This is a genomic window from Paenibacillus sp. ATY16, assembly GCF_003399985.2.
Classification (GTDB): domain Bacteria; phylum Bacillota; class Bacilli; order Paenibacillales; family Paenibacillaceae; genus Pristimantibacillus; species Pristimantibacillus glycanilyticus.
Genome location: NZ_NMOK02000052.1, coordinates 319,034 through 340,224 on the forward strand (window position 1 = coordinate 319,034; position 21,191 = coordinate 340,224).

The window sequence follows — 21,191 nt, forward strand, 5'->3', positions numbered from 1 at the left end:
GTATGAACGCTTTAAAATTCAAGTACTGGGGGAGAATACTATGACCATGAAAATGACAGACAGCCAGCTGCAGCAGTGGGTTGAGCGCGTATCGCTCGAAAGCTTTGGACGACCTTTCATCCATCAGGCAACCTTTAACGGGCGTTTAAAGGCAACGGGAGGGCGTTATTTCACGAAATCGCATAACATCGACATCAGTCCTCATCAGTTAGAAGCGTTTGGCGAAGAAGAAACCGAAAAAATTATTAAGCATGAGCTTTGCCATTATCATCTTCATATGATGAAGAGAGGGTACCAGCACAGGGATGAGGATTTCAAAAAATTGCTCGCTTACGTCGGCGGTTCCCGTTACTGCAAATCGCTGCCGGAGAGGGCGGCAAAGGCGCCAGCCCCTTACAAATACAAGCTTGTTTGCCGCAGCTGCGGCACCGAATATCCGCGTAAAAGAAGGCTTGATCCGGCCCGCTATGCATGCGGAAAATGTCGTGGAAAACTTTTTTTAAAAAACGCTTGACCTTCTGAAATGACCGTGATATATTATTACTTGTCGCCGCGGTAAACAAGCGGTTGAAACGAGAAAGAAAAGCAAGTGATTTGAATGTATTCCCTGATAGCTCAGTTGGTAGAGCACTCGACTGTTAATCGAGTTGTCACAGGTTCGAGTCCTGTTCGGGGAGCCATGGAGAGATACCCAAGTGGCTCAAGGGGACCCTCTGCTAAGGGGTTAGACTGCGTAAGTGGTGCGAGGGTTCGAATCCCTCTCTCTCCGCCATAATTTTCTTGGTGGACAAGTCGCTCGAGAGAGATGACGATAGCAACAACAAGTAAGCAAGGCCCGTTGGTCAAGGGGTTAAGACACCTCCCTTTCACGGAGGTAACAGGGGTTCGAATCCCCTACGGGTCACCATTTCCTTTAATGTAGCGGCTCTCGAGAGTTCGTTTTACAGCATGAGAGCCATTAGCTCAGTTGGTAGAGCACCTGACTTTTAATCAGGGTGTCGAAGGTTCGAGTCCTTCATGGCTCACCATTTACTTCTCCCTCGAAGTGATGGTATGAAGGGAATGAAATTAAATTGTGCGGTAGTGGTGGAATGGCAGACACGCTATCTTGAGGGGGTAGTGGGCGTACGCCCGTGGAGGTTCGAGTCCTCTCTACCGCACCATAACTTAAAAGTTCAATCCCTTACATCTGTAAGGGATTTTTTTATGTTTTCTTTTTGAATTCGGATTTGTCTTTTGGTCTTTTGGAACAAGCGCGGCTATAATGAAAAGAATAAGCCATATATAATGGAATTTGCCGGGTGATAAGGAAAGTCCGAACGAGGAGTGATAAATCGCATGATTAAAGTGCTTGTCGTAGATGATGAAGTCAGTATCTCCAGCGCGATAGCTTATGCGCTGCAGCGTGAAGGATTTACGGTTGAGACAGCCGGTGACGGGCTGGAGGCGCTTGAAAAGGTTGCTGCTTTTAAGCCGGATGTTATGGTGCTTGATGTCATGATGCCCAAAATGAACGGCTACGAGGTATGCCGGAAGCTGGATGCGGGCAACAAACCTGCCATTATGCTGCTTACCGTTAAAAACGATATCGTAGATAAAGTACTTGGGCTCGAGCTTGGCGCCGATGATTACATGACCAAGCCGTTTGATATCCGGGAAGTGGTGGCCCGCGTGAAAGCTCTTCACAGAAGGCGCCAGATTGAAGCGCCGGAACAGGATCCGGATAAAGAGGGCAAATTGGAGCTTGGCGGCATCGTGATTGAATTGTTAAGCCGCACGGTCAGGGTTGACGGAGAGATCTGCGACCTTACGCCAAAGGAATTCGATTTGCTGGCGCTGCTGGCGAAGCATCCGGACCGGGTATATTCCAGGGAAGCGCTGCTTGAGCAGGTGTGGGAGATGGATTTTGCCGGCGGTACCCGTACCGTGGATATTCACGTGCAAAGGCTTCGCAAGAAGCTTGGCGAATGGCAGGGCTTAATACAAACGGTTTACGGGATCGGCTATAAAAGCACGAGGACAAACGGATGACCCGAGCTGCCGGTTCCCGGCATAGGTTCAGGATTGGCTTAAAGGATAAAATTACCATTTTTCTCGCTTTGCTGCTCGCTTTCGTGGTGGTGCTGCTAAGCACGCTTGTGCTGGCGGGTATCCGCGAGGATCAGCAGAGGAGGATGGAGCAAAGCTTCTCCCAGCTGGCGAATTCGGCGAATCTTCGTGTACGCGAGGAGTATTTGACCGGTGAGCGGGTATCCCCGGACGAATTTATGGAGCGCAACGGGCAGAGCTTGGCGGTAGATCTTGGCGGACAAAGCGGCATGGCGGTGACGTTGTACAGCGCTGACGGGCAATTCGCCGGGACATCGCTGCCGGTACAGCCGGTGACCGACGTGAAGGATGCGCTTGCCCATACCGCCCAAGGGCAGGAGGCCTATATTACGCTAGGCAATCAGGTGTTGTATCTGGCACCGCTTTATAATGCCGATCAATTTCTAGGCAGCGTACAGTTTCATGGTTCGCTCCAGGATCAGAAAATGTTTTACCGCCATATTCGCGATTTGTTTATCGGGACGGGGGCTGCCGTGCTGGCAGCCGGTCTCCTGCTTGGTTATTTGTACGTCTGGAGGCAAGCTTTTATCCTTGGCAAGCTGAATCAGGCAGCCAAGGATATTGGGGAAGGCCGGTATCTGGACAAGCCTCCCGTTCGCAGGCGGGATGAGATCGGCGAGCTTGCGGAAGGCATTTATGACATGAGCGGCAGTATCTCTTCTTATGTCGACGAATTAAACGAAGAGAAGCAGAAGCTGCTCACGGCAATCAAGCGGCTGCAGGAGCTGGAGCAGCAGCAAAAGCAGTTTATCGGTAATATCAGCCACGAGCTGAAAACGCCATTAACTTCCATCCTGGCATATTCGGATCTGCTTGGCATGTATAGCGATGACCCGGTTTTGCTGCAAAATGCCCGTACCCAGATCAGCAAGGAAGCGGAGCGGTTGTATGCGCTCATCGAGAAGGCGCTCCAGCTTTCTTCGATGGATATTTACGATTTCGAGACCAATGCCTCTCGGTTCCAGGTGAAGCCGCTGCTCGAGGAGGCGCTAAGCCGTCTGCAGATGAAGGCGGAAAAACAAAAGATCTCGCTTTCTTCCGAGTTAAAGGATGATCTCGTATGGGCGGATCAGGATAACCTCATGCATATGGTTACGAATTTGCTCAGCAACGCGATAAAATATAATCGCCCCGGCGGATGGGTTCGGCTTGCCAATCATTCCGAAACGGAAGCCTCCGGCGAGCGGCGTGTCATAATCGAGGTCGTGGACAGCGGTATCGGCATACCGGAAGAGGTTCAGAACCGGATCTTCGACCCGTTCTTTACCGTTAGCGACGACCGGTCCCGGGAAACCGGCGGTACAGGGCTAGGCTTAGCTTTGGTAAGGAGCTTGGCCGAGAAGCAGCACGGCACCGTCAAGCTGGCCGAATCAGGACCTAACGGATCCCGATTCGTCATCTCTCTGCCTGGTGAGCCGGCAGCCATAGAATTAGAGCCGCGAGAAGAGTAAAAACAAGCCTGGACATTGCATGGTCCGGGCTGTTTTTTAAATTGGGCATTCTAATAAAAAGTTGTTACAACTTGGATACAATTCAGATATGTTTTCGACATAGAGGCCTTCTATACTTATGGAAATTGGTAAATATCCGGGGGGATAACGATGAAACAGATCATGAAAATAGGCGCCGTGTTGTCGCTCGCAGCCGCACTTGCTGCGTGTTCCTCTGTTCAAAGCGGTAATCCATCGAATAACAGCAATAATTCAAATAAACATGGGGAATTAACGGTTGTCAAAAACCCAGAGAAGAAACCAACCCAGGAAGTTATGGTAGAGCGGATTCATCGCTTTGAGGGTGCAAGCATGGATAAATGGCTGTCCGACGATCTGGTTCAGCTCATGTACACCAAGCTTGTCAAACAGGCTACGGCTACGGAAGAAGCAAAATTTGAATACCATACCGCAAGCGTTGATTTAAGCAACAACGAGCAGAAATCGGCCGAAGAACCGGTGAAGAACATTCAATCAATCCAGAAGGAACAGCCGTCTCCCGACGGCAAGTATGTATTCATTCAGCAGTGGAAGGATAAGTATACGGCACGCAATTTTATCAAGGAAATCAGCACCGGGACGATGACTGAAATCAAGGGCAGCAATTACTTGGAGAACGGCGGCTGGCTGAACGATACGACGTATGTTCTAGCCGCGGGCTCGATGAGCGGGCTTGGCGATATCCGTCAAATAACGGTGGATGGAACGGTGACATTGCTAAAGCTTGAGGATCCGGCAATGGGTGATCAATATTTTACCAATTTTGGAGTTGGTCAAGGTCGTATTTATTATACGGATAACATTCAGACTTTGAAACAATTTACGCCCGATAATCCGAAGCCAACCGAACTGGTCAAACATGCGATAACATTCCAGGTATCGCCGGATGGCAAGCATCTTGCGGTGGAAATCCAGAAGCAAGCCGGGAAGGCGGGCAGCGAGCTCCGTATTTTCGACTCGAACGGAAGCGCGGAAGGGCTCTCCATAGCAAAAGGAGATTTGATTCCGTATATCGCTTGGTCTCCTGATTCCTCGAAGCTGGCGGCTGCGCTGTATACCGAGAATCAGAGCGGAATGAACGGCGTTTATATTTTCGACTCGGCAACCGGCAAGGTTTCGCCGATTGGCCCAAGCTATTTTCCGCAATATCCGTTAAGCTGGAATCCTTCGGGTACGCGGCTTGGCGTGACGGTCGCCGATAAGGAAAGCATGCCCGTGACGCACATTATTGATTTTCAATGAGAATATCCATGAGCAATCCGGATCAGGCGATCCGGATTTTTTTGTGCCCATTTGCTTGGATGAAAGGTTATGAAGGAGAGAGCGGATGAAAATTGTTTACAGGTTCGTTACAAGCCCGAAATTTTTTGGAGATATCAACGTTCTATACTGAAGTCAGTAAGGAGCTTCAAACAAAATAAAACAGGTTATAAAAAGACAGAGAAAAAAGGTTAGAAGTTCGGAAATAAAAAAACAAATTATACTTCAAAGGAGATCATTAAAATGAACAAAAACGTGAAAAGAACGGTCGCAACCATGATGATCGCGGGCATGACGGTATCCGGAGCAGCCGGCGTATACGCTGGCACAAACATGGAAAAAATCAGCGCGTTCCTGAACCACAGCATCGGGTTTAAAATCAACGGCAGCACGTATATTCCGAAAGACGAGAACGGCAAAACGCTTGCGCCAATTACTTATCATGACACGACTTACCTTCCGGTTCGCGCGCTTTCGAACGCACTGAACACGCCAATCCAGTACGACAGCAAAACCAATACGATCTATATCGGTACAAGCACTACGGATCAATGGGTACTGGCCAATTATTCCGCAGCACAGCTCGACGAGATTAAAAAAGCATTCGCCGGCTTTGAAGGGTTCGAAACGGCTTACGCTCCGCAAATCCTGATTAAAGGCGACGCTCTGCAAAAAGTAGCGGCAACGGCTGACGGCGTAAACCTTACCTTCAAGAATATGACGGTAAACGTATCGCCGCGCGATTACTCCTTCGAATACGACGGAACAAACGTAACGCTGTCCAATGGCGCTAAGGCAAAATGGTACAACGTAAACGGGACTGACATGCTTACCGTAAAAGTAGATGACCGTTACGTAACGGTTAGCTCGCCAAGCAAAGCCTTGAGCAAAGCGCAAGCGGAAAAAGTAGCAGCTACCGTAACTAGCGTTGGCGCCGTGCAATCCGATATGGCCGCCGTAACGTACACGGCCGCTCAACTGGATGAAATGAAAAAAGCGTTTGCCAACTTTGACGGATTCGAAGCGGCATACGCGCCGCAAGTAACGGTTAAAGGCGATGCGCTGCAAAAAACGGCAGCTACCGCTGACGGCGTAAACCTTCTCTTCAAAAACATGACGGTAAACGTATCGCCGCGCGATTACTCCTTCGAATACGACGGCACGAACGTAACGCTGTCTAACGGAGCGAAAGCGAAATGGTACAACGTAAACGGCACGGACATGCTGACCGTGAAAGTAGATGACCGTTACGTAACGGTTAGCTCGCCGGACAAAACGCTGACCAAAGCGCAAGCGGAAAAAGTAGCGGTTAGCGTAGCTAAAGTTGGCGCTGCCCAAACCGATCTGGCAACCGTAACGTATACGGAGGCTCAAATTAAAGCCATTAAAGACGAATTTGCCAAATTCGACGGCTTCACGGCGGCTTATGCCCCAACAAAAATGGCGAAAGACGACGCGTTCCAAAAAGTAGCGAGCGGTGATTCCGTCATCTTCTGGTTCAAACACATGAACGTTCAAATCTCGCCGCGCGACTATTCGTACGGTTATGACAGCACGGCGGTAACACTGGCAAACGGCGTAAAAGCGAAATGGTTTGCACCAAGCGGCACCGCTATGCTGAGCTTCCAAATCGACGACCGCTACGTGACAATCAGCTCGGCGGATAACAGCCTGACTAAGGCTCAAATCGAGCAAATCGCAACAGGCGTAGCGAAACTGAAATAAGCTTTTCTTTCTGCACTCCCCGCGCGGCTTCCCAGCTGTGCGGGGAGTTTTTTTGTCCCCAAAAATAACGGTAAGGCTTGGACAAAAAGGTTTACAGCTTCGTTACAAGCTCGAAACGGTTTCGAGATAACGCGAATCTATACTGAAGTCTGTAAAGAGCTTCAAACAAAAAACAAATTCAACCTTAAAGGAGATTATAAAAATGAACAAAAGCATGAAAAGAACAGTCGCAACGATGATGATCGCAGGCATGACGGTATCGGGAGCAGCCGGTGCGTTCGCCGGAACAAACATGGAGAAAATCAGCGCGTTCCTGAACCACGGAATCGGCTTTAAAATCAATGGCAGCACATATATTCCTAAGGATGAAAACGGCAATAAGCTTTCGCCAATCACGTATCATGACACGACTTATTTGCCGGTTCGCGCATTGTCCAACGCATTGAATACGCCAATCCAATACGACAACAAAACAAACACCATCTACATCGGCACAAGCACAACCGATCAATGGGTACTGACGAACTACACGGCTGCCCAGCTTGATCAGATCGTAAAAGCATTTGCCGGCTTTGACGGCTTCGAAGAGGCATACGCTCCTCAAATGATGATTAAAGGCGATGCGCTGCAAAAGGTATCGGCGAAAAGCGATGGCGTAAACCTGCTCTTCACCAATATGGCTGTTAACGTCTCGCCGCGCGATTACTCGCATGACTACGACGGCACAAACGTAACACTGTCTAACGGCGCGACAGCTAAATGGTACAAAGTAAGCGGCAAAGACATGCTGACCGTAAAAGTAGACGACCGTTACGTGACGGTCAGCTCGCCTAACGGGAAGCTGAACAAATCCCAGGTAGAAAAAGCGGCGGCAAGCGTAACGAAGGTAGGCGTTGCTCAATCCGATCTGGTAAAGGTTTTGTATACGGCAGTGCAGCTTGATGAGCTCAAAAAAGCTTTTGCCGGCTTTGACGGCTTCGAAGCCGCTTATGCCCCGCAAATGATGGTTAAAGGCGATGTTCTGAAGAAAACCGCAGCAACCGAGGACGGCGTAAACATCATTTTCGAAAATATGACGGTAAACGTGTCGCCGCGTGACTACTCCTTCAAATACGACGGTACGAATGTAACGCTGTCTAACGGTGCAAAAGCGAAATGGTACACGGTAAATGGTACAGACATGCTAACGCTAAAAGTAGATGACCGTTACGTTACGTTGAGCTCGCCAAACGCTAATCTGACTCATGCACGCTTGGAAAAAGTAGCCGTTAACGTTACAAAAGTAGGCGCTGCCCAATCCGATCTGGCAAAAGTAACGTATACGGCAGCTCAAACAAACGCGATTAAAGACGAGTTTGCGAAGTTCGACGGCTTTGAAACGGCATACGCTCCAACACTGATGACCAAAAACGATGCTTTCCAAAAGGTTGCCGGCGGAGATTCCGTTAACTTCTTGTTCAAGCACATGAACGTTCAAATTTCGCCGCGCGAATACTCGGTTGGTTACGACAGCACAGCCGTAACGCTGCCAAACGGGGTAAAAGCAAAATGGTTCACGCCAAGCAAAACCGCTATGCTGAGCTTCCAAATCGACGACCGTTACGTTACCGTCAGCTCTGCGGATAACAGCCTTTCTAAGGCTCAAATCGAGCAGATCGCAACAGGCGTAGCGAAATTGAAATAAGCACCATTCGTAAACTCCCCGTGCGGCCTTCGTTGGGTGCTCGGGGAGTTTTTTATTTTGATTCCCTGTCCGAGAATGTTTGCAGTTTCGTTACAATCCGGAAACGCTTTGGAGATAACGGCTTCATATACTAAGACAGTAAAGAATGAATTAATCGCGTTTCTAGGAGGAATACGCAGTGAAATGGAAATGGATTTCCGCCTTGCTTGCTATCGCGTTCGTAATCGCTTGGCCGGTGCCGACCAACCAGCTTGACGCTGCTACCAACGGCGCCGCACATTATAAGAATAAAGTTATTGTCCTCATGTATCATCATATTGATGCAACGGAGAGCGAGGCAACGATATCACCTAGCCGTTTCGGCACGCAAATGAAGATTTTGAAGGATAACGGCTACCATGTCATCAGCATCGAGCAGTTCGCGGACTTCATGCGCGGCAAAGGAAAGGTGCCCGATAATGCCGTTGTTATCACGTTTGACGACGGATATGAGAGCTTTGACCAATACGCCGTTCCGATTATGAAAAAATACAATTTTACCGCAGCCCATTTCATCATTGGCGCAAGCAGCGACAAGCAGAACGTACACACCAAGCATATGACCTGGGAAACCATGCGCAAGCTTAAAGCGGAAGGCTTCAGCTTCTACAGCCATACGTATAACCAACATGATTATGCCCCGCTTGATGAAAAAGGTCATAAAACCGGACCAAAGCTGAGCAATCCGATTTATCTGCCTGACAAAGGCCGGGTAGAGACGAACGCGGAATATAAAGCCCGAATAGAAGCCGATGCACGGCTGGAGGAGAAACGGCTGAAGGAGGAGCTGGGCAATACGCATCAATTTATCGCTTTCCCGTATGGCGTGTTTAACAAGACGGCTAAGCAGATTGAGAAAAACGCGGGCGTTACCCTATTTTTCACCACGCACCCCGGCATTAACAAGCCAGGATCCGATGAGGTATTCCGCCTCAATGCAGGAACACCAACGCTGACGGGCAGCAAATTTCTGGGGATGCTGAAGAGATACGGTTAAGACTGTATAATAAAGGAGGAATCTATTGCAGATCATTGGAGAACTGGGAGGGCTTATTCGTGAAATTAGTCAATTTCAAGGAAAAGGCGGCAGCTTCTGCTTACCGTTTGGGCGTACGTTCGGATAAAGGCATCCTTGATGCCGGCCATGTCACCTTAAACGACTTATTGCAGGGCGGAGAGGCGGAATTAAGCAAGCTCCGGCAATACGTTGAAGAATCCAAGGAACGGCAAGAACGTTTTGTGGATGAGTCGGAGATTGTTTTTGGACCATCCGTGCCGGAGCCGGGGAAAATCATTTGTATCGGACTTAATTACAGGAAGCATGCGGAAGAGACGAATATGCCGCTGCCGGAATACCCTATTCTGTTCAGCAAATTCAGTAACGCGCTTGCCGCGCATGGCGAAGATGTACCGCTGCCTCGGTCGACGCAAAAGGTTGATTACGAAGCAGAGCTTGCGATCGTCATTGGACAAACGGCGAAAAACGTATCGGTTGACGAAGCGCTCGATTACGTATTTGGTTACAGTGCGTCAAACGATCTGTCAGCCCGGGATCTTCAGACCCGGACAAGCCAGTGGCTGGCTGGCAAGTCCTGCGATAAATTCGCTCCGGTAGGTCCCTACCTCGTATCCAAGGATGAAGTAGGCGATCCCAATGCTTTGCGGATCAGCTGCACGGTAAACGGAGAGGTCCGGCAGGACTCGAATACGTCGGATATGATTTTTAACTGCAAGGAAATCGTCAGCTATATTTCGCAATGCATGACGTTATCACCCGGAGACATTATTCTGACTGGCACGCCGGAAGGCGTCGTGATGGGTTATCCGCCGGAGAAGCAGGTGTATCTCCAAGACGGAGATGTCGTCACGATCGAGATCGAAAAGCTAGGCGCGCTAACGAACCGTATGGTTGCGGAAGCTTAATCGAACATTGTAAAAAGAAAGCCGTCTTGGCCTGAGGTTCAGGCTAAGACGGCTTTCCGCGCATCAGCTTGCTTAATTTCTCTTCCGTATCGCTGTCCGGAGCAGGGGTGTAAACGCTGCAGCGAAGATCCGATCCGCCCTGCAGCTGCAAGGATGTCAGATGGAAGAGCATCTTCCCCGCTTTGGCATGCCGGAATTCCAAGACAACCTCTGGCGCCGTCCGTACCTCGCTATGCTCCCATAGCTCCTGAAAGTCCGGATGCAGCCCCGTCATTTCCTTCAGAAATTGATCATACCAGTTATCCTCTACATATTGGCCGTAATAAGCCCGGAAGATTGACAGAAATCCGCTTGCGAACTGCTTCCAGTTGACGGCAAGGCGGCGCAGCTCTTTCCGCGTGAACAAGAGGCGAATCATATTCCGCTCCTGCTCGGGGATCTGGGCAAAGTCTACAAAGACATGGGCGGCTGCTTCGTTCCAGCCTACAATCTGACAGCGGCGGTCCGAGATGATGGATGGACATTGCCTAAGCTCCTGCAGGATTTTGCGCAGGGGCGGACTAACCGCATCCGACGAGTAAGCGGGCATTTCGGCCGTGATGGACGGACCGGCTCCGGGCTCAATCGCTAGACCGTACAAATAATTGCGTTCGTCATGAGTCAAACGCAAGGCGGACGCAATCGCATCCAGCACATTCGGCGAAGCTTGAATATCCCGTCCTTGCTCCAGCCAGGTATACCAGGTGGTGCTTACGCCGGCAAGCGCCGCCACCTCTTCGCGTCTGAGGCCAGGCGTTCTTCTCCGGCTGCCAGGAGGGAAACCAACCTCCTCGGGCGTGAGCTTGGCCCGTTGGTTTTTCAGAAAACTCGAAAGCGCGGTGAGCCGTGTTTTGTTATTCATATTGAGCAGTACCTCCAAATGGTGATCCTGTTACTCATTATACTAGGATAAACGACAACTTGTAATAGGATACTTCATGTGGCAACATGATTTAATATCAGGTACTAATTTTGAGGTGTGAACATACATTAAGCGAATGCTTACGAGGCAAGAATCATCATGAATAGCGAACACCGCAATTCGGGTGATAATTCTTTTTAGGAGCTGATCTCTATGGAACGAGTAGTTGTTACGGGAATGGGCGTTATTTCGCCGCTTGGACAATCGGTTGATGAAATGTGGTCCCGGATGAAGCGGGGAGAGTCGGGTATTTCCAGCATAGATGCTTTCGATACGGCAAGGCTGAAAACGAAAATCGCGGGAACCGTTAAGGATTTTGATCCGGAAGCGTTGTTTGGCCGCAAGGAAGCAAGAAAGATGGACCGTTTCGTGCAGTTCGCGGTTGCCGCCGCGGATCAGGCGATAACAGATTCCGGACTTAAGCTGGATGTGGTGGATCGCGATCGCGTCGGCGTTTATGTCGGTTCGGGGATTGGCGGATTAAGCACGCTGATGGAGCAGGACGAAATTTTACGCACCCGCGGTCCCGAGCGCGTAAGCCCGATGCTGGTGCCAATGATGATCGCTAATATGGCGGCAGCTTCAATCAGTATCAGGTACCAATTAACCGGTCCTACGCTTGCGCCGGTTACGGCTTGCTCCATCGGAAATACCGCCATTGGCGAAGCGATGCGGCTTATCCGCCTCGGTATAGCGGATGTGGTTATCGCGGGCGGCGCAGAGGCAACGGTTAATGAACTGTCGCTTGCCAGCTTTGGCAACGCGCAGGCTATATCTTCCCGCAACGAGGAGCCAACGAAGGCCAGCCGGCCTTTCGACCGGAGCCGTGACGGATTCGTCATGTCGGAGGGAGCGGGTATCGTTGTGCTTGAGTCTCTGGCTCATGCGAAGAAGCGGGAAGCACAGATTTACGGCGAGGTGTTGGGTTACGGGGCAAGCTCGGATGCCTATCACATTGTTGCCACCCATCCGGAAGGAACCGGGGCGTACACCGCTATGAGGACAGCCCTTACGGATGCGGGTATCCGTCCGGACGAAGTGGATATCATAAGCGCGCATGCTACAAGCACGGGTCTCGGGGACCGCTCGGAAGGCCAGGCCATAACCCGTTTGTTCGGCGAAGGGGAGAGCCGGATTGCGGTAACGGCGAACAAATCGATGCTGGGCCATATGCTGGGAGCGGCAGGCGGCGTTGAAGCGATTGCCCTTATTCAGAGCCTGCGCGAAGGGATCGTGCCGCCAACCATCAACCTGGAACAGCTTGATCCGGATTGCGGACTGACGAATGTTCATGCGACAGCCCAGCCTGCTCCGCTTCGCATCGGGCTTTCCAATTCATTCGGCTTCGGCGGACATAACGCCGTCATCGTGCTTAGCCGTTTCGAGGGCTGACGAATAGCCGTAACGGGCTAACGATTTCTGCGCCGCTTCGCGCATCCGGAACTTCATATAGGGATGATCCGTTACGCGGACGCGCAGACCGAGAAACCGGAGCTTGGACAGCACGTATTCCGTCTCGTCGCCAAGAAAAGTCAGCTTGATCGTATACGTATCGGATAATTCATCGTATTGAACCTGCTTGTCAAAGCAGGAGAAAGCATACAAAATCCGGGATAGCTCCTTGTTATATTCCGGAATAATCTCAATCGTGGCGTGCTGCATCCGCTTTTCCAGCTGCTGGGCTAGCGTTGCAGCCGCCTGATTGAAAAATTCCCCGCTTAGCGGCATTTCTACCACGCTATGAATACTCCGCAGTCTCGTTGTCATCAGGGAGCGCGTTCTCCGGTTGTACCAGAGCAAATACCATTCGCGCTTTACCATCGAATACTCGAGTTTATATGGTACACCGGTTTGGCTGGGAAGGAGGAAGCCATCCTTCCGCGTATGGCGCAGCTGCATGCCCGATTTCTTCACAATCATCTGCCTAAGCGTTCTCAGCAGCGGGTGGTAGAGAGAGGGGACTGCGCTGCCCGCTTTTTCAACAATAACGGACCGCAGCGAATCGTTGCGTTCATCCGAGCCGCCAAGGCATTGCCGGAGTTTATCCAGCGTATCCGGCGATAGGGCAGCCGCCGCCTCCGGATGCTCCAGCATCATCAGAAGCCAGCGGCGTTCCTGAGCCGTAACCGCAAGGGCGCCATGCTCCTCAAGCTGTGCCATCATCCGGTAATTGAATATTTTTTCGAACAGGTTCATAGTATTCCGCCAGCTCCTTCCATTCCTTGATAAACTCCCGCCTTAAAGACACGGGCTCAAGCACCTCGCAGCTAGATCCAAAGCTGCGCAGCCAAGGCTTGATCTCCTGCGTGCCGTTCACCGTAATCTCGAACAGGAATGAAGCTTCATCTTCGTCCGTCAATACGCCCCATTGCCCCTGCAGCTGCACACGGTCTTTAATAAAGTTTCTTTTTGCGCCTTCCGGATTAAAAAATCTGACCTTTACCGTGACAGGTCTGCCCAAATCGACAAGCCAGCTGAAGCTTGTATTGCGCTCTAATGCAGCCAGCTTTGCCGCATGCTCGTCTTCCGTTACAACTCCGCTTTCCACAAGCTGCGTGATGCCTTCCATCCGAAAAATCGCGACTTGGGACCGGCCCGAGCTATAGCCAAGCAAATACCATCTTCCGTATTGATGATCGTAAGCGACCTTAAGCGGCAGCATCTCGATGAGACGGCCTTCGGATGGCCTGACGAACATCGGATTCGTGTTTTTGGAATGATAGCTTTGGTTCGATTTGGGCGTGAAGTAGTGGAAGTTTAGCTTCCGTCTGGACTCAATCGCCTGCATGATCGTGTATAGATGCGCTTCGTCAAGAATACGCGAATGATAATGGTATTTGTATAAGAAGAGGTCGCTGGCACCGTCCGGCAGCTGCCGCCGCTTCATCGCTTTTTTCAAGCTGTCGCGCAGCAGATAACCCTGGACGGAAGGAACCTGCGTATTCGCCATCACGTCCACAAAAGCATACAGATCCGACAGCTCCTCGTCGGAGAGCATGCTTACGAAATCATTGTGGGCCGTATATTTCTGCGGTCTTCCGCCCGGAAGCCGGCGGATGACGCCGGCCTGCTCCAAATACTTGAGATCGGAGCGGATGGTTTTCTCGTCCGGCAGCGCTAGCTCCTCCGGCATTCCTTCGCAGCATAGATCAAGCAGCTCCAGCGGTGTCAGCGCTTGCTCCTGAAGGGAAGCGATAAGCAGAGATAAGCGGTAGCTTTCGGATTCCTTGAGCGATTTGGAGCGGAACAGGAAGAGCAGCAGGGGGTCCGCCGATTCGTAATAGCTTGTTCGAAGCATATCCGCCATCGCTTTGTTTTGCTCGTCGGCTTGCTGAACGGATCCGGCAATGTCCTTGAGGCGCCGGATGGTCTTGTCGAAGGTATGTACGGAGATGCCAAGCCGATCGGCGAATTGCTGCCGGCTATAGGCGCCGCTTGTCAGCACGAGCATCCTCAGAAACTGGATTTCTTTATCGAAGCTTTCTTTTGCCACGGTTCATAAGCCCCTTTCATTGTCGAAGAGGTAGTTGCCTTTATTGTAACTTGGGCCGGTAAAAGAGGATAGGTGGCAATTTATTTTATGGCAGGTACTTCATGCGGCGTACGTTGGATTTGATCAGGATCTGATCCCGTTTATTTGAAGTGCCGCTGTGGCCAACGTTGTACAAATTGCAGCATAATCGTGTGATCTAGCCCAGTAATCCATAATATCCTGCACGGAATGCAGGATATCAGAGAAAATGAGCTCAAATCGCCCCTTATCGGCGCAGTATCCTGCATTCTGTGCAATAAAATGCGTCCGTCGTCGCTCAAATGGTCCAATATGCTGCATTTCGTGCAACGTTAGCCTAAGCAGCTTAACAAGACGGAGATCTGCGTCAATACGATGCTTTCGAAGTAACTTTGAATAGAAAAAGAAATGTACTTTTTCTATTCAAAGTTTGCTTCGCCATACTTTTACCATGTTCCGGGAACGGGATGTCGAAGATAATGAGGATGTAAAGCAACGGCCGGGCCGAACCGGGCAGGGATTTCGGCAGGATTCCCGCAGTGCCGGTACAGTCTTTGTACGCGGTATGCTGTCGGACTTGGTACGTACTTTGCGCCAAGTGGAGGTTCGAATCCTCCATCGTCCTCACGGAGACGATCATGGTAGAGCTTAACTCGACTGCAAATCGAGTCCAATCCAATTATTCAAGTTGCTTTGGGAAAATGCTCAGCAGGCTTATACAGCTGCACCGTACGCCGCAGCTCTGCAGTCCGCGGATACCGGACGGGAAGAAGCCTGCGCGAAAAGCCGCTGCCAAATGCACCGCAGGCAGACCGGGAGCAAGAAGAGTCTGCTGCGCTGCCGGAGGAGCAGGCTGGCTGGCAGGTATGATGCCGTTCTTAAGCGGGTCTCCGCCGCGGGTACGGGAGCATTTTCGCCAAACAACGCTAAATTAAAGGAGGTTATATACCTATGACTACATATATAAACAAAATTACGATTCAAAACGATCAACGCGGGCTGCTGTTTAAGGACGGAAGCTATGTAAAGCTGCTGGGACCTGGCAAACACCGCTTTCCATTGTTCTCGAAAACGACGGTAACGGTCATGGATATCACCAAGCCGTTTATGGTGCCGGGCAAGGAACTTGCCTTGTTCCTGCATGACGACAAGCTGCTTGAGGAGCTCCATGTCGTTAACGTTGCCGATGACGAATACGTGCTTCACTACGAGGACGGCAGGTGCGGCAGCGTGTTAAAAGCCGGCAAGCATGCGTACTGGAAATCGGCCATCAAGCATACGTTCAACCGATTAAGTACGCGGAGCCTCGAGCTGCCTGCTTCCTTAAACGCAGCTGACTTGATGAAGCTGAACGGCTTGTACCACACGTTTGAAGTTGCCGGGCACGAGAAGGGCTTCCTGTTCTATGATAACATGCTGCAGCGCGAGCTTGGTCCGGGCAAATACCGGTTCCGGCGCACGCCGGTTTCGGTTATCGTGCAGACGATGGATATGCGCCGGCAGCAGCTCGACCTGATCGGACAGGAAATGATGACGGAAGATAAAGTGACGCTTCGCCTTAATTTCGTCAGCCAATACGTACTTCATAATCCATTGAAGGCACTGCAGATCAAGGGCTTTGAAGAGCAGCTCTACATCCAGCTTCAATTAATTTTGCGGGAATACGTAGGGACGATGAAGCTTGATGAGCTGCTTCGCACGAAGCAGGAGATTGGCGCTTTCGTGCTCGAACGATTGGCGGCACGGAGCGGGGAGTATGGAGTATCGTTCCTGAACGCCGGCGTGAAGGATATCATCTTGCCGGGCGAAGTTAAAGACATCATGAACACCGTGCTTCTGGCCGAGAAAAAAGCGCAAGCTAACCTCATCACCCGCCGGGAAGAGACGGCTTCCACGAGAAGCCTTCTAAATACGGCAAAGCTGATGGACGAGAACGCCACGCTGTACCGCTTGAAGGAGCTTGAGTTCCTGGAAAAAATTTGCGATAACGTCGGCAGCGTATCGCTCACGGGCGGCGGCAATCTGGTCGAGCAGTTAAACCAGCTTCTTGGCGGCAAACGTTTAGGATAGGGAGGGACAACCATGATGGATGAACAATACCTGTTGAAAATAGAAGCCGAGCTGGCGCGTATGGAAGCGGAAGAAAATATCCGCATCCTGTACGCCTGCGAGTCCGGATCCAGAGCTTGGGGTTTCCCGTCGAAGGACAGCGATTACGATGTCCGCTTCCTGTACGTACGGCCGGTGGAATGGTATCTGTCGATCCGCGAGCGCCGGGACGTGATTGAACGCCCGATCAGCGGGATGCTGGACATTAACGGCTGGGATCTCCGCAAAGCGCTGGCGCTGTTTAATAAGTCCAACCCTCCACTGCTGGAGTGGCTGCAATCGCCAATGAAGTACAGGGAGCCTTATTCCACCGCCGAGCGTATCCGCACCTTGTCAGGCGCTACTTTTTCGCCTAAGTCCTGCATGTACCATTATCTTCATATGGCCGAGGGCAACTACCGCGAATATTTGCAGGGCGAGACGGTACGGGCGAAAAAATATTTTTACGTACTCCGTCCCTTGCTGGCTTGCGGCTGGATTGAGAAATATAACGCGATGCCGCCGATGCTCTTCGAGGAGCTTGTTGAAGATTTAATTCCTGCCGATAGTGTGCTCTATCGCATAATTGAACGCCTTCTAGTCCGGAAACGCGCGGGAGAAGAGCTTCGTACGGAACCCCGCATCGGGCAGCTCAATGATTATTTGGAAGAGCAGATCGCTTATTTCGAACAGACGGCTAAAGATTTGAACACGGCGGAAGGTTTGAAGGGCGAACAGCTGGACCAACTCTTTCGGGATGCCCTGCTGGAGGCATGGGGAACAGTAAGTGTATAATGGTGGCAGAGAAGGAGGGAAGCCGGATGCCAAGGGAAGTTCGGGTCAGCGAGCTCGCTGCGCTTAAGGAAATCGCGGAGATGCTCAATACGACCAACGATATGGATCAGATGCTCAGCGATGTGCTTGCGAAGCTGCTTGAAGTAACGGATTTTACGACGGGATGGATTTTCCTGATCGATGACGATATTCCGGGGAATACTTGCGCGGCCCATCATAACCTGCCTCCCGCCTTAACCGCCGGCAATTACGCGCTTATGTGCGGGGAGGACTGCTGGTGCGTGGAGCGCTACCGCCAGCGCAAGCTTACCCATGCCGTTAATATTATTGAATGCAAACGCATTACGTATGCGGTAAGCCATCAGCTTGGGGACACGGAAGGCATTACCCATCATGCAACCGTCCCTCTTAAAGCCGGCAAGGACCGGTTCGGGCTGCTGAATGTCGCGCAGGCGGGCAAGGAGCATTTCAGCGAGGAGGAGCTTGCGCTTCTGCAGGCTGTTGCTCTGCAGATCGGAACGGCGATTAACCGGATTCGCCTGTACCAGACGCAAGAGCGCAATGCGATGCTGTACGCCAAGCTGGGGGATGTCATCCAGCGTATTAACGGCGTTCAGGATGTTAATCAGCTGCCTATCAAGGCCGTTCAATATATCGGAGACGAATTCGGGTGGCCGAATGTCTCCTTATTGATGTATGACGGACAGCAGCTATCGCTTCGGGCTTTGTATTCCGACGGGAAAGTAATGAAGGAATGGCAGACGCTTGCGGTTGAAGCTGCCGGTCCGATTGAGGCCGCGCTCCGGGATAATCGGATTGTTATCGAGTCTTCCTGCATGGAAGGCAATGAATTGGATTCGGTTGGCATTCCTCCGTTCCGGTCGGCGGCGGCCATTCCGCTTCGCGTGCGCAACCGGACGATTGGCGTCATGTTTATCAGCAGTCCGGATCAGCGGCAATTCGACGACCTGAACGAGGACTTTATGTACTCGCTGGGGGATCATTTTACGTTATGCGTGGAAAATCTCCGCATTTACGAGCACCGGAGCGAGCTGGCCCGGATGGAGGAACGGAACCGGATGGCGCGAGACCTTCATGATTCCGTCGTGCAGAAGGTGTTCTCCTTGTCCTTCCTGGCCAAAGGGGCGGAGAACGTCCTTGCCGGGCGCGATCCCGTCGTGCAGCGTTCGCTTAGCGAGATTCAGCAGCTGTCGCAGGAGGCGCTGAAGGAGATGCGAACGCTGATCTGGCAGCTGCATCCGGCGGGTCTCGAGAACGGACTGCTGCCGGCGCTTAAGCAATACGGGCAAGGCCTCAACCTGACGATCTATGACCGGACGGACGGGGTGCAGGAGCTGCCGCGCGCGATTGAGGAAGCGTTCTGGCGGATTGGCCAGGAGGCCTTGAACAATGTCCGGAAGCATTCCGGCAGGCAGACGGCCTATATCCGGCTTAACAAACAGCAGGACGGGGCAGCCGTTCTGGAGGTAAGGGACGAAGGTACAGGTTTTCAGGTTGACCGGAAAAAAGGCCGCCAGACCATGGGGATGCGCTCCATGAGGGAGCGGGCGGAGACGCTTGGCGGTTCGCTGTCGATTACGAGCGGACGGGGCAAACCAACCATTGTCCGAGCGACGATTCCGCTTGAATCGGTACAGGCTCATTGCATGGAAGAGAAGGGAAGCAGCGGTGACTACTTAATATGAAAATCAAAATTTTACTCGCGGACGATCATCAGATTGTTTTAAAAGGAATATCGTTTTATCTTGCGATGCAGCCGGATTTCGAATTGGTCGGAGAGGCTCATAACGGCAAGGAAGCGGTCGAGAAGGCCGGCGAGCTTCAGCCGGATATCGTCCTGATGGATTTGAATATGCCGATTATGGACGGAATCGAAGCCAGCGCCTTGATCAAGGAGCAGCATCCGCATATCAAAGTTCTGGTGTTGACCAGCTTTGCCGATCAGAGTCATATCGTCCCCGCCCTGCAAACAGGGGCTATAGGCTACATGCTGAAGGACGTGGAACCGGATCAGCTTGCCGAGGCTATCCGAAGCGCCTATAAGGGAAATATACAGCTGCATCCGGATATTTCGCGTGCCCTGTTAAGCCGCACGGAACCGGAGCCAAGACCGGAACCGGTTTTCCGGCATTCGAGTAAAGACAAATCGCTGGAAGCTTTGACGCCAAGGGAGCTTGAAGTGCTGGAGCTGCTGACAAAAGGACTGAGCAATAAAGATATTGCCCAGACGCTGATCGTTGCCGAAAAAACGGTAAAGACGCATGTCAGCAGCATTTTAAGCAAGCTGGATTTGTCGGACCGCACGCAGGCCGCCCTGTTTGCGGCGCCGCTCTTTCAGAATAAGGGGCAGATGGCTTAAGCGGGTCTCAGTCTATAGTCGTAAGACCAGTCCCGCTTCATTTTTCCGCCTATTAGCCGATGTTGGCGAAAGTAAAACTCTATAAAATAAAGACAGTTACAAAAAGTTACTACACATTATTTTATGGAGGGAATTAAAAAGATGAGTACTGTACTGTTCGTAAAAGCAAATGACCGTGGAGATATCGCTGTCAGCGTAAAGCTGTATGACGCGTTCCTCGCTAGCTATAAAGCAAATCACCCGCAAGACACTGTAATTGAGCTGGATCTGTTCAAAGAGGAGCTTCCTTACCTGAACGCGAACCTGATCAACGGCGGCTTCAAAGCGGCTCAAGGTCTTGAACTGACTCCGGAAGAGCAAACAGCCGTAAGCATTGCGGACAAATACCTGGATCAATTTATCGCTGCCGATAAAGTGGTATTCGGCTTCCCGCTGTGGAACTTCACGATTCCGGCTGTTCTGCACACTTACATTGACTATCTGAACCGTGCAGGCAAAACATTCAAATATACAGCTGAAGGCCCTGTTGGTCTGCAAGGCGACAAAAAAGTGGCATTGTTGAACGCACGCGGCGGCGTATATTCCGAAGGTCCATTCGCGGCAGCGGAAATGTCCCTGAACTATGTGAAAAACATTATGGGCTTCTTCGGCGTAACAAACTTCGAGACGGTTATCGTTGAAGGCCACAACCAATTCAGCGACAGAGCGGAATCGATTATTGCCGAAGGCGTTGCAACAGCTGAGAAAGTGGCAGCTAGCTTCTAATTTCAGTCTTGTCTTGAATAGCTTGTTGATTTGAATAAGCATAACGTCCCGCATGTTCCTTTGATAAAAGGGAATATGTGGGATTTTTACGTCTAAATGCGACAAATTTTGACAGATATCCGGTGCGGTATTACAATAAGTATAGGACTTTAGACACAGCTAGATGATAGTGGCGGAGAGGGTAGCGGATGAACAAAGAGTTTTTTGCGGAAATGAGAAAAATCAGCCACGAGGACGAAATGAGATCTAAGCTGCTGCTTCATGGCGTAAAAAGGATACTCGAGGAGAAGCAAGAGAAGCGAAAGCGGGGCTTGCTTGGTCTTTTAAGACGAAAAACGAACCACTTGTAAAAAACGCACATACATATATGCAGTCAGGCCTATTGGCCTGGCTTATTTTTTATCCTTCAGCACACAAACCTTTTGAGCCTCTTCTTAGTATAAATGTAACGATACGGAAGA

The 21,191-nt window shown here is 51.0% G+C and carries 19 protein-coding genes and 5 tRNA genes; 21 read left to right on the plus strand and 3 right to left on the minus strand.

Features of this window, described 5'->3' with window-relative positions:
* Nucleotides 1-52 precede the first annotated feature (52 nt).
* The 13 genes from CFI03_RS27160 (at nt 53) to CFI03_RS27220 (ending at nt 10,230) form a co-directional block, all read left to right on the plus strand.
* The gene (locus tag CFI03_RS27160) at nt 53-514 is read left to right on the plus strand and encodes a SprT family protein (RefSeq protein ID WP_248762454.1); all 462 of its coding nucleotides are present in this window, start codon (nt 53-55) and stop codon (nt 512-514) included.
* Nucleotides 515-604: 90 nt separating this feature from the next.
* Nucleotides 605-680, plus strand: a tRNA-Asn gene (locus CFI03_RS27165).
* 1 nt (nt 681) lies between these two features.
* Nucleotides 682-772 (plus strand) — tRNA-Ser (locus CFI03_RS27170).
* 60 nt (nt 773-832) lie between these two features.
* Nucleotides 833-907: transfer RNA gene (locus CFI03_RS27175), tRNA-Glu, on the plus strand.
* A 45-nt stretch (nt 908-952) separates the two neighbouring features.
* A tRNA-Lys gene (locus tag CFI03_RS27180) sits at nt 953-1,028 on the plus strand.
* Nucleotides 1,029-1,077: 49 nt separating this feature from the next.
* A tRNA-Leu gene (locus CFI03_RS27185) sits at nt 1,078-1,163 on the plus strand.
* Between the two features lie 175 nt (nt 1,164-1,338).
* Complete coding sequence (locus CFI03_RS27190; RefSeq protein ID WP_127495641.1) at nt 1,339-2,031, plus strand: response regulator transcription factor; 693 nt, start codon at nt 1,339-1,341, stop codon at nt 2,029-2,031.
* On the plus strand, nt 2,028-3,560 hold the full coding sequence (locus CFI03_RS27195; RefSeq protein ID WP_248761625.1) for a HAMP domain-containing sensor histidine kinase: 1,533 nt from the start codon (nt 2,028-2,030) through the stop codon (nt 3,558-3,560). The genes CFI03_RS27190 and CFI03_RS27195 overlap by 4 nt, the downstream gene beginning before the upstream one ends.
* A 150-nt stretch (nt 3,561-3,710) precedes the next feature.
* On the plus strand, nt 3,711-4,841 hold the full coding sequence (locus tag CFI03_RS27200; protein ID WP_248761633.1) for a TolB family protein: 1,131 nt from the start codon (nt 3,711-3,713) through the stop codon (nt 4,839-4,841).
* A 261-nt stretch (nt 4,842-5,102) separates the two neighbouring features.
* The gene (locus CFI03_RS27205; protein WP_248761635.1) at nt 5,103-6,584 is read left to right on the plus strand and encodes a copper amine oxidase N-terminal domain-containing protein; all 1,482 of its coding nucleotides are present in this window, start codon (nt 5,103-5,105) and stop codon (nt 6,582-6,584) included.
* Between the two features lie 202 nt (nt 6,585-6,786).
* Nucleotides 6,787-8,268 (plus strand): copper amine oxidase N-terminal domain-containing protein, encoded by a 1,482-nt coding sequence (locus tag CFI03_RS27210; RefSeq protein ID WP_248761637.1) that lies wholly within the window; start codon nt 6,787-6,789, stop codon nt 8,266-8,268.
* A gap of 178 nt (nt 8,269-8,446) precedes the next feature.
* Nucleotides 8,447-9,304: a polysaccharide deacetylase family protein gene (locus CFI03_RS27215; RefSeq protein WP_248761691.1), complete on the plus strand. Its 858-nt coding sequence runs from the start codon at nt 8,447-8,449 to the stop codon at nt 9,302-9,304.
* A 59-nt stretch (nt 9,305-9,363) separates the two neighbouring features.
* A complete protein-coding gene (locus CFI03_RS27220) occupies nt 9,364-10,230 on the plus strand; it encodes a fumarylacetoacetate hydrolase family protein (RefSeq protein WP_248761693.1) in 867 nt (288 codons plus the stop codon).
* A gap of 43 nt (nt 10,231-10,273) precedes the next feature.
* Here CFI03_RS27220 and CFI03_RS27225 read toward each other — a convergent pair whose 3' ends face one another.
* Nucleotides 10,274-11,131 (minus strand): helix-turn-helix transcriptional regulator, encoded by an 858-nt coding sequence (locus tag CFI03_RS27225; RefSeq protein WP_248761695.1) that lies wholly within the window; start codon nt 11,129-11,131, stop codon nt 10,274-10,276.
* A 213-nt stretch (nt 11,132-11,344) separates the two neighbouring features.
* Here CFI03_RS27225 and fabF point away from each other — a divergent pair, with 213 nt between their 5' ends.
* The gene (fabF, locus tag CFI03_RS27230) at nt 11,345-12,583 is read left to right on the plus strand and encodes a beta-ketoacyl-ACP synthase II (RefSeq protein WP_248761704.1); all 1,239 of its coding nucleotides are present in this window, start codon (nt 11,345-11,347) and stop codon (nt 12,581-12,583) included.
* On the opposite strand, the gene CFI03_RS27235 is transcribed toward fabF, so the two are convergent.
* Nucleotides 12,527-13,387, minus strand: coding sequence for a WYL domain-containing protein (locus CFI03_RS27235; RefSeq protein WP_248761720.1), 861 nt, complete (start codon nt 13,385-13,387; stop codon nt 12,527-12,529). The two genes, fabF and CFI03_RS27235, sit on opposite strands and share 57 nt — an antisense overlap.
* Nucleotides 13,338-14,684, minus strand: coding sequence for a helix-turn-helix transcriptional regulator (locus tag CFI03_RS27240; protein ID WP_248761729.1), 1,347 nt, complete (start codon nt 14,682-14,684; stop codon nt 13,338-13,340). Before CFI03_RS27240 ends, CFI03_RS27235 begins: the two co-directional genes overlap by 50 nt.
* Before the next feature lie 557 nt (nt 14,685-15,241).
* Here CFI03_RS27240 and CFI03_RS27245 point away from each other — a divergent pair.
* From CFI03_RS27245 to CFI03_RS27275, 7 genes are all read left to right on the plus strand, one after another.
* Nucleotides 15,242-15,637, plus strand: coding sequence for a hypothetical protein (locus CFI03_RS27245; RefSeq protein WP_248761738.1), 396 nt, complete (start codon nt 15,242-15,244; stop codon nt 15,635-15,637).
* Nucleotides 15,638-15,653: 16 nt separating this feature from the next.
* Complete coding sequence (locus tag CFI03_RS27250; protein ID WP_248761746.1) at nt 15,654-16,772, plus strand: slipin family protein; 1,119 nt, start codon at nt 15,654-15,656, stop codon at nt 16,770-16,772.
* A gap of 12 nt (nt 16,773-16,784) precedes the next feature.
* Nucleotides 16,785-17,585 carry a nucleotidyltransferase domain-containing protein gene (locus tag CFI03_RS27255; protein ID WP_248761749.1) on the plus strand — a complete coding sequence of 267 codons (801 nt, stop codon included), beginning with the start codon at nt 16,785-16,787 and terminating at the stop codon, nt 17,583-17,585.
* Nucleotides 17,586-17,611: 26 nt separating this feature from the next.
* Nucleotides 17,612-19,291, plus strand: a complete 1,680-nt coding sequence (locus CFI03_RS27260; protein ID WP_248761758.1) for a GAF domain-containing sensor histidine kinase — start codon at nt 17,612-17,614, stop codon at nt 19,289-19,291.
* Entirely contained in the window at nt 19,288-19,965 is a 678-nt protein-coding gene (locus CFI03_RS27265; protein WP_248761772.1) for a response regulator, read from the plus strand. Before CFI03_RS27260 ends, CFI03_RS27265 begins: the two co-directional genes overlap by 4 nt.
* Before the next feature lie 141 nt (nt 19,966-20,106).
* The gene (locus CFI03_RS27270) at nt 20,107-20,730 is read left to right on the plus strand and encodes an FMN-dependent NADH-azoreductase (RefSeq protein WP_127495626.1); all 624 of its coding nucleotides are present in this window, start codon (nt 20,107-20,109) and stop codon (nt 20,728-20,730) included.
* Between the two features lie 188 nt (nt 20,731-20,918).
* A complete protein-coding gene (locus CFI03_RS27275; protein ID WP_164775493.1) occupies nt 20,919-21,080 on the plus strand; it encodes a hypothetical protein in 162 nt (53 codons plus the stop codon).
* The last annotated feature ends 111 nt before the right edge of the window (nt 21,081-21,191 follow it).